Here is a 14,303-nt window from a genome sequence, read left to right on the forward strand (position 1 = left end):
AAGCTACCTTAACAGTTGGTGGATTCGTTTTAGTGACTGGCACAAGGCGTCTATGTCTTTGGGCCTTGTGTACATGCCAATCGATGCGCGACACAGCGAGTTCTGACCGAGTCGTTTTATAAGGGGCATTGCGCAGAGATGCCCGGTACGAATCGCAATACCATATCTATCTAAGAATGAACCCACATCAAAAGAGTGTTGATTTTTCATATTAAAAGCCAAAACGCCCGTGCGGTTATCATCATCGCCATAGAGCTCTATTGCTGGTATCTGTCTAATGCTCTCCACCAAATAATTCATTACATTTTTTTCATAGTCAGAGATCTCTTTGAAGCCGATAGTTTCTATGTAGTCTAGAGCGGCGCCTAAACCTAAAATGCCTGCAATATTCGGAGTGCCCGCTTCGAACTTCCACGGAGCTTGGCCAAACGAGGTTCCCAAAGGCAGTGTAACTTGATCGATCATGGCTCCGCCGCCTTCCCATGGCACCATGTTGTCGAGGTGTGTTTTTTTTGCATAAAGCACGCCGATGCCTGTCGGGCCATACAGTTTGTGCCCAGAGAAGGCGTAGAAATCACAATCGAGGTCCGTCACATTGACTTCATCGTGCATGACAGCTTGAGCCCCGTCGACTAACACGGGGACTTTTGCTTTATGTGCAGCTTTGACTATCGTTTTAATTGGGTTTACGCGGCCTAGAACATTCGATACGTGGCTAATCGCCAGCAGCTTTGTCTTTGTATTCATTAGCGAGACAAGGTCGTTGAGATTCAAATAGCCATTTTTTGCCATTGGCCAAACACGAATGTTGACATTATAAATTTCAGAAAGCATCTGCCAAGGAACAAGGTTGGCGTGATGCTCCATTTCCGTCACGATGATTTCGTCACCCGCTTTTAACCTAGGGCGCAAATAGCTATTCGCAACGAGATTGATGGCCTCTGTCGTCCCTTTGGTAAAAACAATAGTTTCTCTGGATTTAGCTGAAATGAACTGAGCAAGTTTTTCTCTTACTTGTTCCATTTCTTCGGTTGCTTTAGAGCTTAGGTAATGGACACCGCGATGAACACTCGCATAATCATGTTGATAAAACTGAGTCATGCGGTCGATAACGACTTGAGGGGTTTGGGCCGTTGCAGCACTGTCTAAATAGACCAAAGGCTTGTCGTAAACTTGAGTTCTTAGAGCTGGGAAGTCATTAAACCAAGGGCTTGTCTTTTCGCTCGAATCAATCATTAGGACATCCTTTATTGAGTGACGCATTGATTTTATCTATCGCAGATTGTCTTAGGGCGGGGTGTTTAATTCTCTCGGTAACGTCAATGACAAACGCAGAGGTAATCATGTGTTCTGCTCGTTCTTTTGGGATACCTCTAGAGCGTAAGTAGTTGATTTGGCTTGGGTCTATTTGCCCTGTTGTTGCACCATGGCTGCATTTGACATCATCGGCATAAATCTCTAATTGAGGTTTAGAGTTTACCTGGGCGTCATCGCCTAGAATCAGACTGTGGGTGTCCATTTGTCCGTCTGTTTTTTGCGCGGTAGGGTCAACATAGATCATGCCGTCGAAAACAGACTTAGATTGATTTCGGGCAATGGTTTTATGATTTTGTTCACTTTGGCAGTGAGCTGCATTGTGCTTCAAATAGGTGCGAGTATCAAAAACTGCCTCACCTTGAGGTAGGGAAATACTGTCCATAGCGACAAAACCTTGTTCGCCAGTTAGTTCTGAACTTACTTGATGTCGTATCAATTGGCCGGAGTAGAGCAAGCAACAAGAGTAGGCGCTAGCATGCGCATTAATCACCAAATCGTTATGACCGAAGTGATGTTGACTTAAGGCCTCTTCGACAATTTTAGTGTGATGATAGTGAGCACCGCAACCAACGTGTTGTGTTAAGCGAGATAATGTTACGCCTCTACCACTACCTTGTGAAACATGGTGTTCGATGACGGTGACTTCCGCATGATCTGCGACTTCAATATGGCTTCTGTAGCTTGATACATCACCTTGTTTTCCGGAATTGATATGCAGAAGATAAATAGGTTTCGATACCTGCGAGTTAGCTTCGACTTCGATTAATATGCCACTTGAAGCGGTAGCATCAGTAATATAGGTAAAAGCGTCTGGCTTTATTGAACGAGATAGCTCATCGATTTCAATTGGAGAGAGCGCGCAGATGGGAGTCACTCGAACTTTTGGAATCCAGTCGGAGTATCGAGCTAAAAAGAAGCCGTCGACGAAGACTAATCGATAAGCATCAATGTCTAAACTGAATTTGTTGTATGGCGTGTTAGCTGTCGACTGCTGTGGTGCGCTGCTTAGCTCTAGTTCGTTTAATCGGTCAAGAGGCGTGTATTTCCAGTCCTCATGTTGAGGGGACGGTAACTCAACCCCAAGCAATTTAGACCATTGTTTTTTTTGCCACTCATGCGGTCGAACAAGGGTTTCAAATGAATCAAGCAATGAATGTTTATTGTTCATCAATGATCCACCCATAGCCTTTCTCTTCTAATTCTTGAGCTAACGTATGGTCACCAGATTTTACAATTTTCCCTTGGTACAACACGTGCACGAAATCTGGTTTGATGTAATTGAGGATACGTTGATAGTGCGTGACTAAAATGAAAGCTCGTTTTTCATTCTGTAGCGCGTTTATACCTTCAGAGACGGCTTTAAGAGCATCAATATCTAGACCGGAGTCGGTCTCGTCTAGTATACAAAGATCAGGTGAGAGCACCGCCATTTGTAGAATGTCATTGCGCTTTTTCTCTCCACCAGAGAATCCCTCATTGACAGAGCGTTGGAGTAAATTGTCCGGCATCTTCAACAATTGCGCTTTTTCTTCCAATAGATCTTCAAAGTCAAAACGATCGATTGGTTCTAAGCCTCGATATTCACGAACCTCGTTGAGAGCTGTATTTAGAAAGAGTTTGTTACTGACACCTGGAATTTCGACAGGGTACTGAAAGGTTAAAAATACCCCTTCACCGGCTCTTTCTTCTGGATCTAGCTCTGTAAGATCTTGACCTTTGAAAACAATCTCACCACTGACGACCTCGTAATCATCCTTGCCTGCCAGTGTGGCGGATAGGGTACTTTTTCCTGAACCGTTCGGTCCCATAATTGCGTGAACTTCACCAGGTTTAACGGTTAGGTTAATGCCCTTTAGGATGCTGTTTTCTTCAACGCTAACATGTAAGTTTTTAATTTCTAACATTTTATCCCACACTATGCTCGAGGCTGATTGATAGAAGTTTCTGCGCTTCAACAGCGAATTCGAGTGGTAATTCTGAAAATACGTCTTTACAAAAACCATTGACGATCATGGATATCGCGTTGTCTTCACTGATCCCTCTTTGGGTGCAGTAAAACAGTTGATCTTGGCCAATTCGAGAGGTCGTCGCTTCGTGTTCAACGTGAGCAGACGGGTTTTTGACTTCGATATAAGGAAAAGTGTGAGCCCCACATTCAGCGCCGATTAACATTGAATCGCACTGAGTGAAGTTTCTCGCACCTTCTGCGTTAGGGGTGACTTTAACCAGCCCTCGGTAACTGTTCTGGCTTTTGCCTGCTGAAATCCCTTTTGAAATGATGGTAGAGCGAGAGTGTTTTCCTATATGAACCATCTTAGTGCCGGTATCGGCTTGTTGAACGCCATTCGTTAAAGCGACGGAGAAAAACTCACCAACAGAGTAGTCTCCTTTGAGAATTACGCTTGGGTACTTCCACGTTATCGCAGAACCTGTTTCTGATTGAGTCCAAGACATTTTGCTGTACTCGCCTTCGCAAACCGCACGTTTGGTTACAAAGTTGAGTATGCCGCCTTGTGAATCCTCTGCTCCTGAGAACCAGTTTTGCACTGTGGAATATTTAACTTCAGCACGCTTGTGAATGACGACTTCTACGACGGCGGCGTGAAGCTGATAGGTATCTCTCATCGGGGCAGAGCAACCTTCAATGTAGCTGACGTATGAGTCCTCATCAGCCACTAAAATTGTTCTTTCAAACTGGCCTGTTTTTGCTTGGTTTATTCGAAAGTAGGTAGAGAGTTCTCTTGGGCATCTCACACCTTTAGGGATGTAAACAAAAGTGCCGTCAGAGGCAACAGAGGCATTCAAAGCCGCAAAGAAGTTATCTTCAGGTGGAACAACGGTGCCTAGGTATTGCTGCACGAGTTCAGGGTATTCTTGGATAGCTTCGCTGAATGAACAGAAGATGATTCCGAGTTCTTTCAGTTCGTTTTGATAGGTAGTGGTGACGGAAACTGAATCGAAGATTACATCAACAGCAATTTCTGAACCTTCTCTAACTGGAATCCCCAGTGTTTCAAAGGCTGTCTCGACTTCTTCGGTTAAAAATTCATTCGAGCCATCATCACTATCTTTGTCGCAGCTAGAGCAAGTTGGCGCGGAGTAGTAACTGTAATCTTGGTAATTTAGGTCTGGATAATCGGCTTTTAGCCAATGCGGTTCCTCCATTGTTCGCCATTTACGGAATGCTTTGAGGCGAAACTCCAACATCCATTCGGGTTCGTTACGTTTTGCGGAGATTGCTCGAACGACTTGTTCGTTGATTCCCTTCGACAAAGTATCTGAAGATAACTCAGTGTAGAAACCTTCACGATAGTGACTGCTGTGCAGTAACTCTGTAACTTCAGGCTGCGTTTCTAATGCGCACATGGTTAAACTCCAAAACTCTCGCCACATCCACAAAGGTTCTTCACTTTGGGATTATTGTATACAAAATTACTGTTTAAACCCTGACGCACAAAGTCGATCTCTGTGCCATCGATCATAGGTAGGGCTTTGAGCGCAATATAGAAAATGACGTCATGTGATTCGTACTTGATGTCGTCATCGGATGGCGAATCGATCAGCGCCACTTCATATGCAAACCCCGTACAGCCAGAGGACTTAACCGTGAGGTGGAAGTGCTTTTGCCCATGTGATAACTGGGAAATTCTGTTTGCGGCACTTTCACTTAACGTGACGCCTTGCCACTCCATATCATGTATGGATATGTCATTAGAACCGGAACTCGAAATACTCACCTTACTGCTCCATATTTGACTGGTGACAATAGATGATATTGATTATCATTTGCATATCAACCATGTATTGTCTATGGTCTTTAGGTTGAGGATCAATATGTTGACAAAACATAAATCCCAAATACTATATGTGCCATTATATATTAATAATGATTATCATTAAGATTTAATTGAGGTTGTATAATATGGATGTCATCGTTTATTCCAAGCCACAGTGTGTGCAATGCACAGCAACGGTTAAGGCGTTACAGAGCAAAGGTATTGAGCATACAGTTGTTGATTTAACGTGCGACGAAATCGCAATGGAAAGAGTTCAGTCAATGGGTTATCGACAAGCTCCCGTGGTTGTCGCTAATGACCGCCATTGGTCCGGTTTTAGACCTGACATGATCAGCGCGTTAGGTTAATGATTGTTTACTATTCTAGCGCCTCAGGGAATACGAAGCGGTTTGTTGAACAGCTAGGATTACCTGCGATCAGGCTTCCTACTGAGGCCAATGAAAGGACGCTAGAGATTGAGCAACCATTCGTACTCATATGCCCGACTTATGCCGATGGTGAGGGGCGAGGAGCTGTGCCTAACTCCGTTATAAGTCTATTGAATAACCCGAATAATCGAGCATTGATTAAAGGTGTGATTGCATCGGGAAATCGAAACTTTGGAGCTCTTTTTGCTCGCGGAGGTGCCATTGTCGCTGAAAAATGCAATGTGCCGCTGTTGTATCGTTTCGAACTATCTGGAACCCAGAGCGATATTGATATCGTGACAAATGGGTTAGAACAATTTTGGAAACATCATGGATAACCACTTTGAGAACGAGTCCCTTGACTACCATGCTTTAAACGCAATGTTGAATCTACTTGATGAACAAGGGACGATTCAGTTTGAGGCAGACAAGCAAGCGGCTCGACAGTTTTTCTTACAACACGTTAATCAAAATACCGTTTTCTTTCATAATTTAGACGAGAAGATCGACTATTTGCTCAGAGAGGGATATTACGAGGCTCAAGTTATTGAGCAATATGATCGCAGTTTTCTTCATCAAATCTGGGCAAACGCCTATCAAGCCAAATTTCGATTCCGCACGTTCTTAGGTGCTTATAAGTTCTTTACTTCCTATGCACTAAAAACTCGTGATGGTAAGCGATATTTAGAAAGGTTCGAAGACCGAGTGGTTATGACTGCACTGTTACTGGCTCGTGGTGACTGTGAATTTGCACTGGCACTAATGGCAGAAATCATTCATCAGCGCTTTCAACCGGCTACGCCCACTTTTATTAACTCCGGCAAAAAGAGTCGTGGTGAATTGATCTCCTGCTTTTTGTTGAGAATTGAAGACAATATGGAGAGCATCGGTCGTGCGATTAACTCATCGTTGCAACTCTCACGTCGTGGCGGTGGTGTTGCTTTACTTCTGACGAATTTAAGAGAGCAAGGTGCGCCCATTAAGGGGATCTTAAATCAAAGTTCAGGTGTCGTCCCAGTGATGAAATTGCTTGAAGACAGTTTCTCGTATGCAAACCAATTGGGGTCTAGGCAAGGCGCGGGTGCTGTCTATCTCAATGTTCACCATCCAGACATCATGCAATTTCTTGATACAAAAAGAGAAAATGCAGATGAAAAAATCAGAATTAAGACCTTGAGCCTTGGTGTTGTCATTCCCGATATTACTCTGGAATTAGCCAAGCAAAACAAAGATATGTACTTGTTTTCTCCTCATGATGTTGAGCGAGTGTATGGCGTACCTTTCTCCGAAATTAGCGTGACGGAGAAGTACCATGAAATGGTGGACGATCCGAGGATCCGCAAAGGGAAAATGAGTGCAAGAGGCCTTTTCCAAACGCTTGCCGAGATCCAATTTGAGTCGGGCTATCCATACATTATGTTCGAAGATACGGTTAACCAGGCTAACCCCATTCAGGGGCGTGTAAATATGTCTAACTTGTGTTCTGAAATATTGCAGGTCAACGAGGCGTCAAATTATGATGATGACTTGAACTATAGTCATGTCGGGCGAGATATTTCGTGCAATTTAGGCTCGATCAACATTGCCAAAGCCTTGGATGGCGGTCGACTATCTCAAACCGTTGATACCGCAATTCGAGCATTAAATGCAGTGTCAGAGATGAGCGCAATCAACAGTGTTCCTTCGATAAGAAAGGGCAACGATGAAAGTCATGCTATTGGTTTAGGTCAGATGAACTTGCATGGGTTTTTGGCTAGAGAACGCATTCACTATGATTCACCAGAGGCCATTGATTTCACCAGCAGTTATTTTGCCTGTGTTTTATATCACTGTCTCGTGGCTTCCAATAAGTTGGCACAAGAGAAAAAGAGTACGTTCAAAGGGTTCGAAGATTCTAGTTACAGTGATGGGTCTTTCTTCGACAAATATTTGCAGCAGGATTTCTCGCCAAAATTGGACGTGGTCCAAGATCTCTTTAGCCGTTTAGATATACGAATACCCACAGTGTCTGAGTGGAGCGAATTGAAACAACTCGTCATGAGCTCAGGGCTATACAACCGATACTTACAGGCCATTCCTCCTACAGGCTCAATTAGCTATATCAACGACTCTACCGCTTCTATTCATCCCGTTACCGCTAAAGTGGAGATAAGAAAAGAGGGTAAAATTGGGCGAGTTTACTTCCCTGCGCCGTATTTGAATAACTCCAATTTAGAGTACTTCCGTGATGCCTTTTCCATAGGCCCTAAGGCAATAATCGATGTCTATGCAGCGGCCACCGAACATGTTGATCAAGGCCTTTCATTAACTTTGTTTTTTGACGATGAGGTAACGACGAGAGATATCAACAAAGCTCAGATCTACGCATGGAAAAAGAAAATTAAAACGCTTTACTACATCCGAATGCGACAGAAAGCATTAGAAGGTACTCAAGTCGAAGGGTGCGTGTCGTGCTCACTGTAATAAAGGGATAAACGCAATGAAAAAAATGGAATCCGGACCTGTTCAAGCGATTAACTGGAATCGTATGATTGATGGTAAAGATCTAGAGATTTGGAATCGCCTAACGGTTAATTTTTGGCTGCCTGAAAAGGTACCTTTATCCAATGATATTCAAACATGGAAGCAACTAACTGAAGAAGAGCAAACGCTAACGATTAGAGTTTTTACCGGTTTAACGTTACTCGACACGATTCAGAATACGGTGGGTGCGCCAGCCTTGATGGAAGATGCGAGAACACCTCATGAAGAAGCGGTATTAACTAACATCGCTTTTATGGAGGCAGTTCATGCTCGTAGCTACTCTTCTGTATTCTCAACTTTGTGTACTACGCCGCAAATTGATGAAGCGTTTCGCTGGGCTGAAGAGAACCCTCTGTTACAGAAAAAAGCACAGATTGTCCTCGATGATTATTTGGCTGAAGGCGATCCGCTAAAGAAAAAAGTGGCCAGTGTTTTTCTAGAGAGTTTCTTATTCTATTCTGGTTTTTATCTACCCATGCATTGGTCGAGTCGGGCAAAACTGACCAATACAGCGGATTTGATCCGTCTGATTATTCGTGATGAGGCGATTCATGGTTACTACATTGGATACAAATTTCAACTCGCTTACCAATCTCTTAGTGAGGAAGAACAGGCGAGAGTTAAGGATGAAGCTTATTCATTAATGTTCTCTCTTTATGAAATCGAAACACAATATACCGAATCGCTTTATGATCCTGTTGGCTTAACTGAAGATGTGAAGCATTTTCTACATTACAATGCCAACAAAGCATTGATGAATCTCGGGTTTGAAGCATTGTTCCCGGATGAGTTGTGTCAGGTTAACCCTGCTATCATGGCCGCCCTGTCGCCAAATGCTGACGAAAATCATGACTTCTTTTCTGGTTCTGGATCTTCTTATGTCATAGGTAAAGCTGTCGCGACCGAAGACGATGACTGGGATTTTTGAACGAATAGCCCGAGTATGAACTCGGGCTTGAAAGAGGATTACTTACCCTTGAATCGACATCATCGTTCTAAGGCTTGCCGTTTGAAAATTAGGTCACTCAGACGGCAGATTTTGCTTTAACTCTAAAAGCATTTTATAAGCACTTTCGCCAGACATTTCGTATGGGTTAAATTGATCCGAAGTCGAAAATTGTAAGTTCAACAGTTCAGTCAAATTAGACTGCGGAATGTCTCCCATTGACCAATCTCCAAACTCTCGACAATCAACTTCCTTAAAATACAGTATGGTCACTCTCTCGTGCCGCTTATCGTTTAGGATGTGATTGTAGGTATGGTTTACCGCCTCCCTAGAGCCTTCAATGCATTGAAGAAAGTACTTTTGATTATGACTGAGAAGCCCTGTTAGATGGCTCTGCCGATTGTGGTCTCGTGAGATAGTGAGTATTTCATCCAGTGCTTTGGAATCACAACATTCGGAAAGTGTACTGACATAAATTAACCGAGTTAGGAACATAGGCATCATTTCGAATTTTTGTTCAAAGGGTATTAATAAATATAAGCCAAGCTCATGGAATTGCGAGTTATTGGCCTAATTGTCACTCGGTGGCTTTTGGAAGAGAGGATGGTGATGAAGTAGCAAAGGACAGCTAGCAAGATGCGCTAAAATGAGCCGAATGTTGTTCATTCAATCATTCTAGCGACCTGCTTGCATCGAGTCTCTCGTTAGTCGTTAAGAACCGAAATCGATTCGACGTTGGAAGATGCATCGAATCGAACATTGACCAATACGCTTTCACGTTCAAAAGTCACATCATCAAAATCAGTGGCTGCGATCTTAAATCCATTCCTTGCGAATAAACTGGTCACTGTTGTTCGTTGTTTCTGTTCCATGGCGCTTGTCAGTAGTTCGTTCATTGTGATCTCCATTAAGTAACCGTGTGCATAGTGTAAGCGTACAGGGTCTACGTTATGAGTTCAATTGCTTAATTAATAAGCTGTGTTGATGAGTTCAATTGAATGATTTTGGTATTCCAAAATGTGATAAATAAGAGGGTGGATGGCCGTATTACCTATGATAAGTATGGTGTAATGTGACCACCGTTCAGTAGACTTTTGGGTAGGGGTTTATTTAAAAAAATTCAATGTAATAAGTGGTTACAAATCGAACTAGTGTGGTTTGTGGTTTTACGTTTTTTCGAAATTACTTTGTATTGGTTCAGGTTATTGCGATGTCGCATCTTCGGCATCCTGTTTTAATCTTTAGCCATAAACGGACTTGATGACTTGATGGATTAGTAATTCTGCCGTTGCTTTTTGGATGTTGGGGTTTTTCAATTTAAGCGATAAGTCTTTGATCTAATGAGCAAGAAGGAACGTATTTCTGTTCATTTAATTGAAGATGAGTAGGCAAAGATGTTATCTAAAGAGACTGAATCAAGAATTATTGAAATGGCGTGGGAAGACAGAACGCCGTTTGAAGCAATAGAACTGCAATTTGGTTTAAATGAATCAGAGGTGATTCGCTTGATGCGCAGTCGTTTGAAGCTTGGCAGTTTCAAGTTGTGGCGTACTCGCGTTTCTGGTCGCTCTACCAAGCACGTAAAACTTCGTAGCTCAGATGTATCTAGAGGTTATTGCCCTACTCAGTATAAGCATCGTTAAATTGATACTTACGTAGATTTGTAGCCTCAATGGATATCCCTGTATGGAAAAGAAAGGAATAAAAGGAATGAAAAAGTTTATTACTCTATTTTTGGTATTGCTCTGCTTTGGTGTCAGCCATGTTCAGGCCAATGATGCGCGACTTAAGCAAGCTTACCAAAATCACAAAAGTGATGTTCAAGTACGTGGGTCGGGTTTAGTTTCACGATTACTTCCAGACGATAATAAAGGCTCTCGACATCAGAAGTTTATCTTAAGGCTCGACAGCGGACAAACTTTGCTGGTGGCACATAATATTGATTTAGCTCCTCGTATTCAGGGATTGAGAAAGGGCGATAGAGTTGAATTTTATGGGGAGTATGAATGGAACAAGAAAGGTGGCGTGATGCACTGGACCCACAAAGACCCTCGGAATCACCATACTCATGGCTGGCTGAAGCATAATGGGAAAATATACGAATAGACGACACTTGGCATGGCATATCTGCCATTGAAGAGCATCGTAGAAGGGTGTTAGAGATAGGTAGTGAAAGGGTGCCTATCACTGGGTTTTGTTGTAACTTGGTTTTTAGTGATTTAATAATTTGAGGCTTTATGATTGAAGTGAATTATTTAGTTCAAGTCGTGAGTATTCCTGATGATCTCATTGAAGCATCACAGAAAGCGGGTTCAGACTTGTATATGACCTACAAGCTTTATCAGCTGCTTGTACAGTCCAATCTTTTGTGGCGAGTTTGGTATATCGATGAATTTGGCAAAGTTTGGCTTGAAGTCAATTTGGTTAATGATGTGGGTGACCCAGAATTTCATACGATAGCTTTAGATCAAGGTACTTATCTGAAAATAGACACGGAATGCTATGAAGTGTTGGATGAGTTGAAATAGACGAAAAGAGCCGATAGTTCGGCTCTATCATTGGCTCTCGATAGGTCTATTTGTAAGCTAGCTTCGCTTGGTTATTTTTACATTAAACCCAACGGGAGACATCGTGAACGCAAACTGTTCAACCACAGTTTCAGGGGCTTGTTGTGGCTCAATGCTGAATTCTTTAAACAATGTATGAAAGGCGAGTTTAATTTCCATCATGGCCAATGAGCGTCCAGGGCATAGCCTTGCTCCTCCACCAAACGGCTGAAGGTTAGAGAAGGAAGCGCCATCTTTTTCTACCCAACGATTCGGGTTAAACGTTGTTGGATCTTCAAATAAATCAGGGTCAAAACCATTCGCGTGTAGCATTACAAAAACAGGCGTGCCTTTTTTTACTTCGATGTCACCAATCTGAGTGTCTCGTGTGGGTTCCAAATAAAGTTGTGGTGCTACCGGCTTTAATCGCATGGCTTCATACATCACCGCTGTCATATAAGGTGTTCGAGGAAGCGGCCATTCTAAGACTTTTCTCTTCCCTAGGGCGTCAAGTTCATCTTGTAAGGCCAACTCACTACTGCGATTGCCGCTGACTAAGAATGCCATCCATGCCAGTGTATTCGCTGTGGTATCTTCACCTGCTAATAGAAGGGTAATAGCATTTGCAACAATATCTTGGTCAGTTAATGAGGAATCTTGTTCTTGTTCCAATAACATGATTTGCAGCATGTTCTCTGGTGAGTCTTTAAGGGCTGGTTCGTGAACCAGACGAGCGCGTTGTTTTTCAATACACCCATAAACGAAATGCCCTATGTCTTCCAAACTGGTATCAAACAGCTTGTCTTTTTTCGTTTTGAAAAAACGCCACAATGGAATTGGAGAACTACAGCGTTGATTTATTACCGGAAATACGTTTTGTAAGCTTTTACTTAGTGGCACAGTTGTTTGTTCTATAGAGTTAAAGTCTTCCCCGAACGCTAGCAGAGATGTTACATCAACCGTGTATTTTTTAAACTCTGCTACGAGTTCGACCACTTCTCCTGATTCCGCTAGCATTTCAAGGTGCTTTCCCAAACGCTCCGTAATCACACTTAGCTGAGGGTGAAAATTTTTCAGATGACCCGGCTGAAACATAGGTTCTGTTAATTTTCGTTGATGCTTCCAACGTTCCTCTTCAGCAGAGAATACGCCATTAAGCCCAGCTTCATCAAAGACACTCTCGATATTCTTTAGGCGGCGAAACTCCTCAGGTCGAGACTTTAGCACGGACTTGATTTGAGCTGCATCAGACAATACAAGTACATCCTTCAAGCCTAGCTTTAAACGGAAATGAGCACCGTACTCTTTAATCCAACACAACATTTGTTGATGAACATTGGACTTTTTTAAATAGCTCACATGTCCTAAAACACCAGAAGTGGGTGGCATTGGTAGTTGCTCAATTCGCTTCATTTGCATTTCCTTATGTATATCATTGATGGCGCGTAACAATACGGAAGTTACGGCTAGAGCGATAAGTAAAAGTCACCATTTAATTTAGCAAGTTTCCTGGTTTGTTAAGTAAAGGTATGTAAGTGAGTGGTTAGCCGCTAAGTTTACGAAACCTCGGAACCCGAGATTCCCCGACAATTACTTAACGAATATTCTTGATAGTGGACTAATTACGCCGTTGGCTCCTCTATCTATGATGTGAGTATATATTTGCGTTGTTTTTAGATCGGTATGTCCAAGCTGTTCTTGAACTGTTCTAATATCAGCACCGCTTTGAAGAAGGTGCGTCGCAAATGAATGCCTTAAAGTGTGGCAGGAAATGTTTTTCTCAATGTCGGCTTTTTGGCTAGCGACCTTAATGTGTTTTTGTAGCGCTGTTGGATGAATATGATGCCTACGTAATTCACCTGTTCGTAAATCGGGGGCCAGACGAGCAGAAGGAAAAAGAAATTGCCAATTTAAGCTTCTTTCTGCACTCGGGTATTTTTTAGCTAGAGAGTCGGGCAGGTATACGCCAGAAAAAGCTTTATCATGTATATCTTGCTGATAGTATTCTGCGGATTTCTGTTGTTGTAACTTGATTGCGGGAAAAAGCTCGGGGGCTATTGTCACTATACGGTTCTTTCCTCCTTTTCCTTGCCACACTCGCACTGATTTGTAGTCATAGTCGATGTCTTGCATTCGTAAGCGTAGACACTCCATCAACCGTAGGCCTGACCCATACATTAATTGGTAAGGTAATTTGAAGTTAGGTGAGCAGTGGTTAAAGAACCTGCCAATTTCTTCTGGAGTCATAACCGTTGGCAACTTTCGGGATTTGTCTGAACGGCGAAACTGCATATCAAGTTCAATGGGTTCTTGGATGATTTCTTTGTATAAAAAGACTATCGCATTGAGGGCTAGGCTCTGCGTTTTCTGTGCTGACTTCCTATCAACAACTAAGTGCGTCAAGAAGTCTTCTACATGCCTTGAAGTCAAACTTCTGGGATGCTTTTTATTATGATAAAGAATGTACTGGTGAATCCAATAAATGTACGCCTGTGTAGTACGAAGAGCATAGTGTCTCCCCAACATATACTCTTGTATGTAGGCTAGAAATGGTGATTTTTGCATTTTAATTTTAACTGGTTATATATACATGAGTTTCAGTTTGGCACATCAATTCATGCTATATAGAAAAAATCTGTATTTTGGGATTCAGGCAGATGCTCGTAGTGCTTAAGTTGCTGTTAGTTTTCATAAAAACGGGGTATGGTTAACTGATCTGCTCCAGTAAGACTGGACACCGCATTAAGCGACATATTGTTTTTCAAAG

16 protein-coding genes are annotated in these 14,303 nt (G+C 42.6%); 7 read left to right on the forward strand and 9 right to left on the reverse strand.

Going from position 1 to position 14,303, the window contains the following annotated elements; genetic code table 11:
- Positions 1-3: 3 nt before the first annotated feature.
- From ACED59_RS17160 to ACED59_RS17180, 5 genes are read right to left on the reverse strand one after another with little or no spacing between them, the layout of a single operon-like run.
- Positions 4-1,236 (reverse strand): SufS family cysteine desulfurase, encoded by a 1,233-nt coding sequence (locus ACED59_RS17160; RefSeq protein ID WP_371705063.1) that lies wholly within the window; start codon positions 1,234-1,236, stop codon positions 4-6.
- Positions 1,229-2,485 (reverse strand): Fe-S cluster assembly protein SufD, encoded by a 1,257-nt coding sequence (gene sufD / locus ACED59_RS17165; RefSeq protein WP_371705062.1) that lies wholly within the window; start codon positions 2,483-2,485, stop codon positions 1,229-1,231. Before sufD ends, ACED59_RS17160 begins: the two co-directional genes overlap by 8 nt.
- Positions 2,475-3,221 (reverse strand): Fe-S cluster assembly ATPase SufC, encoded by a 747-nt coding sequence (sufC, locus tag ACED59_RS17170; RefSeq protein ID WP_371705061.1) that lies wholly within the window; start codon positions 3,219-3,221, stop codon positions 2,475-2,477. Before sufC ends, sufD begins: the two co-directional genes overlap by 11 nt.
- A 1-nt stretch (position 3,222) precedes the next feature.
- A complete protein-coding gene (sufB, locus tag ACED59_RS17175; protein ID WP_371705060.1) occupies positions 3,223-4,683 on the reverse strand; it encodes a Fe-S cluster assembly protein SufB in 1,461 nt (486 codons plus the stop codon).
- A 2-nt stretch (positions 4,684-4,685) separates the two neighbouring features.
- Positions 4,686-5,054, reverse strand: coding sequence for an iron-sulfur cluster assembly accessory protein (locus ACED59_RS17180; RefSeq protein ID WP_009847125.1), 369 nt, complete (start codon positions 5,052-5,054; stop codon positions 4,686-4,688).
- A 185-nt stretch (positions 5,055-5,239) separates the two neighbouring features.
- On the opposite strand from ACED59_RS17180, the gene nrdH reads away from it, so the two are divergent.
- Genes nrdH through nrdF form a run of 4 tightly spaced genes read left to right on the forward strand, consistent with a single transcriptional unit; the run spans position 5,240 to position 8,972 of the window.
- Positions 5,240-5,461, forward strand: coding sequence for a glutaredoxin-like protein NrdH (gene nrdH, locus ACED59_RS17185; RefSeq protein ID WP_009847124.1), 222 nt, complete (start codon positions 5,240-5,242; stop codon positions 5,459-5,461).
- Positions 5,461-5,859 carry a class Ib ribonucleoside-diphosphate reductase assembly flavoprotein NrdI gene (gene nrdI / locus ACED59_RS17190; protein ID WP_009847123.1) on the forward strand — a complete coding sequence of 133 codons (399 nt, stop codon included), beginning with the start codon at positions 5,461-5,463 and terminating at the stop codon, positions 5,857-5,859. Before nrdH ends, nrdI begins: the two co-directional genes overlap by 1 nt.
- The gene (gene nrdE / locus ACED59_RS17195) at positions 5,852-7,984 is read left to right on the forward strand and encodes a class 1b ribonucleoside-diphosphate reductase subunit alpha (RefSeq protein ID WP_017097342.1); all 2,133 of its coding nucleotides are present in this window, start codon (positions 5,852-5,854) and stop codon (positions 7,982-7,984) included. The genes nrdI and nrdE overlap by 8 nt, the downstream gene beginning before the upstream one ends.
- A 16-nt stretch (positions 7,985-8,000) precedes the next feature.
- Entirely contained in the window at positions 8,001-8,972 is a 972-nt protein-coding gene (gene nrdF, locus ACED59_RS17200) for a class 1b ribonucleoside-diphosphate reductase subunit beta (protein ID WP_017097343.1), read from the forward strand.
- Positions 8,973-9,065: 93 nt separating this feature from the next.
- Here the strand turns inward: nrdF and ACED59_RS17205 are convergent, their stop codons facing one another.
- Entirely contained in the window at positions 9,066-9,485 is a 420-nt protein-coding gene (locus ACED59_RS17205; protein ID WP_017097344.1) for a BLUF domain-containing protein, read from the reverse strand.
- 209 nt (positions 9,486-9,694) lie between these two features.
- On the reverse strand, positions 9,695-9,886 hold the full coding sequence (locus tag ACED59_RS17210) for a hypothetical protein (protein ID WP_009847119.1): 192 nt from the start codon (positions 9,884-9,886) through the stop codon (positions 9,695-9,697).
- 498 nt (positions 9,887-10,384) lie between these two features.
- Between ACED59_RS17210 and ACED59_RS17215 the strand changes: the two genes are divergently transcribed.
- From ACED59_RS17215 to ACED59_RS17225, 3 genes are all read left to right on the forward strand, one after another.
- Positions 10,385-10,633: a TIGR03643 family protein gene (locus ACED59_RS17215; RefSeq protein ID WP_009847118.1), complete on the forward strand. Its 249-nt coding sequence runs from the start codon at positions 10,385-10,387 to the stop codon at positions 10,631-10,633.
- A 67-nt stretch (positions 10,634-10,700) separates the two neighbouring features.
- Positions 10,701-11,096 (forward strand): DUF3465 domain-containing protein, encoded by a 396-nt coding sequence (locus tag ACED59_RS17220; protein ID WP_029223852.1) that lies wholly within the window; start codon positions 10,701-10,703, stop codon positions 11,094-11,096.
- A gap of 131 nt (positions 11,097-11,227) precedes the next feature.
- Complete coding sequence (locus ACED59_RS17225) at positions 11,228-11,518, forward strand: hypothetical protein (protein WP_009847116.1); 291 nt, start codon at positions 11,228-11,230, stop codon at positions 11,516-11,518.
- Positions 11,519-11,575: 57 nt separating this feature from the next.
- Here the strand turns inward: ACED59_RS17225 and ACED59_RS17230 are convergent, their stop codons facing one another.
- Complete coding sequence (locus ACED59_RS17230) at positions 11,576-12,949, reverse strand: cytochrome P450 (RefSeq protein WP_017097346.1); 1,374 nt, start codon at positions 12,947-12,949, stop codon at positions 11,576-11,578.
- Between the two features lie 177 nt (positions 12,950-13,126).
- Positions 13,127-14,101 (reverse strand): integron integrase, encoded by a 975-nt coding sequence (locus ACED59_RS17235; protein ID WP_017097347.1) that lies wholly within the window; start codon positions 14,099-14,101, stop codon positions 13,127-13,129.
- Positions 14,102-14,303 lie beyond the last annotated feature (202 nt).

Origin of the sequence: Vibrio sp. FF266 (genome assembly GCF_041439695.1) — a bacterium.
Classification (GTDB): Bacteria; Pseudomonadota; Gammaproteobacteria; order Enterobacterales; family Vibrionaceae; genus Vibrio; species Vibrio tasmaniensis_A.

Coding starts and splice junctions, on each gene's coding strand:
- sufC (WP_371705061.1), bottom strand. CDS start 3,221: ATGTTAGAAATTAAAAACTTACATGTTAGCGTTGAAGAAAACAGCATC.
- ACED59_RS17205 (WP_017097344.1), bottom strand. CDS start 9,485: ATGTTCCTAACTCGGTTAATTTATGTCAGTACACTTTCCGAATGTTGT.
- sufD (WP_371705062.1), bottom strand. CDS start 2,485: ATGAACAATAAACATTCATTGCTTGATTCATTTGAAACCCTTGTTCGA.
- ACED59_RS17220 (WP_029223852.1), top strand. CDS start 10,701: ATGAAAAAGTTTATTACTCTATTTTTGGTATTGCTCTGCTTTGGTGTC.
- nrdI (WP_009847123.1), top strand. CDS start 5,461: ATGATTGTTTACTATTCTAGCGCCTCAGGGAATACGAAGCGGTTTGTT.
- nrdH (WP_009847124.1), top strand. CDS start 5,240: ATGGATGTCATCGTTTATTCCAAGCCACAGTGTGTGCAATGCACAGCA.
- nrdE (WP_017097342.1), top strand. CDS start 5,852: ATGGATAACCACTTTGAGAACGAGTCCCTTGACTACCATGCTTTAAAC.
- ACED59_RS17210 (WP_009847119.1), bottom strand. CDS start 9,886: ATGAACGAACTACTGACAAGCGCCATGGAACAGAAACAACGAACAACA.
- ACED59_RS17235 (WP_017097347.1), bottom strand. CDS start 14,101: ATGCAAAAATCACCATTTCTAGCCTACATACAAGAGTATATGTTGGGG.
- ACED59_RS17160 (WP_371705063.1), bottom strand. CDS start 1,236: ATGATTGATTCGAGCGAAAAGACAAGCCCTTGGTTTAATGACTTCCCA.
- ACED59_RS17225 (WP_009847116.1), top strand. CDS start 11,228: ATGATTGAAGTGAATTATTTAGTTCAAGTCGTGAGTATTCCTGATGAT.
- nrdF (WP_017097343.1), top strand. CDS start 8,001: ATGAAAAAAATGGAATCCGGACCTGTTCAAGCGATTAACTGGAATCGT.
- ACED59_RS17215 (WP_009847118.1), top strand. CDS start 10,385: ATGTTATCTAAAGAGACTGAATCAAGAATTATTGAAATGGCGTGGGAA.
- sufB (WP_371705060.1), bottom strand. CDS start 4,683: ATGTGCGCATTAGAAACGCAGCCTGAAGTTACAGAGTTACTGCACAGC.
- ACED59_RS17230 (WP_017097346.1), bottom strand. CDS start 12,949: ATGAAGCGAATTGAGCAACTACCAATGCCACCCACTTCTGGTGTTTTA.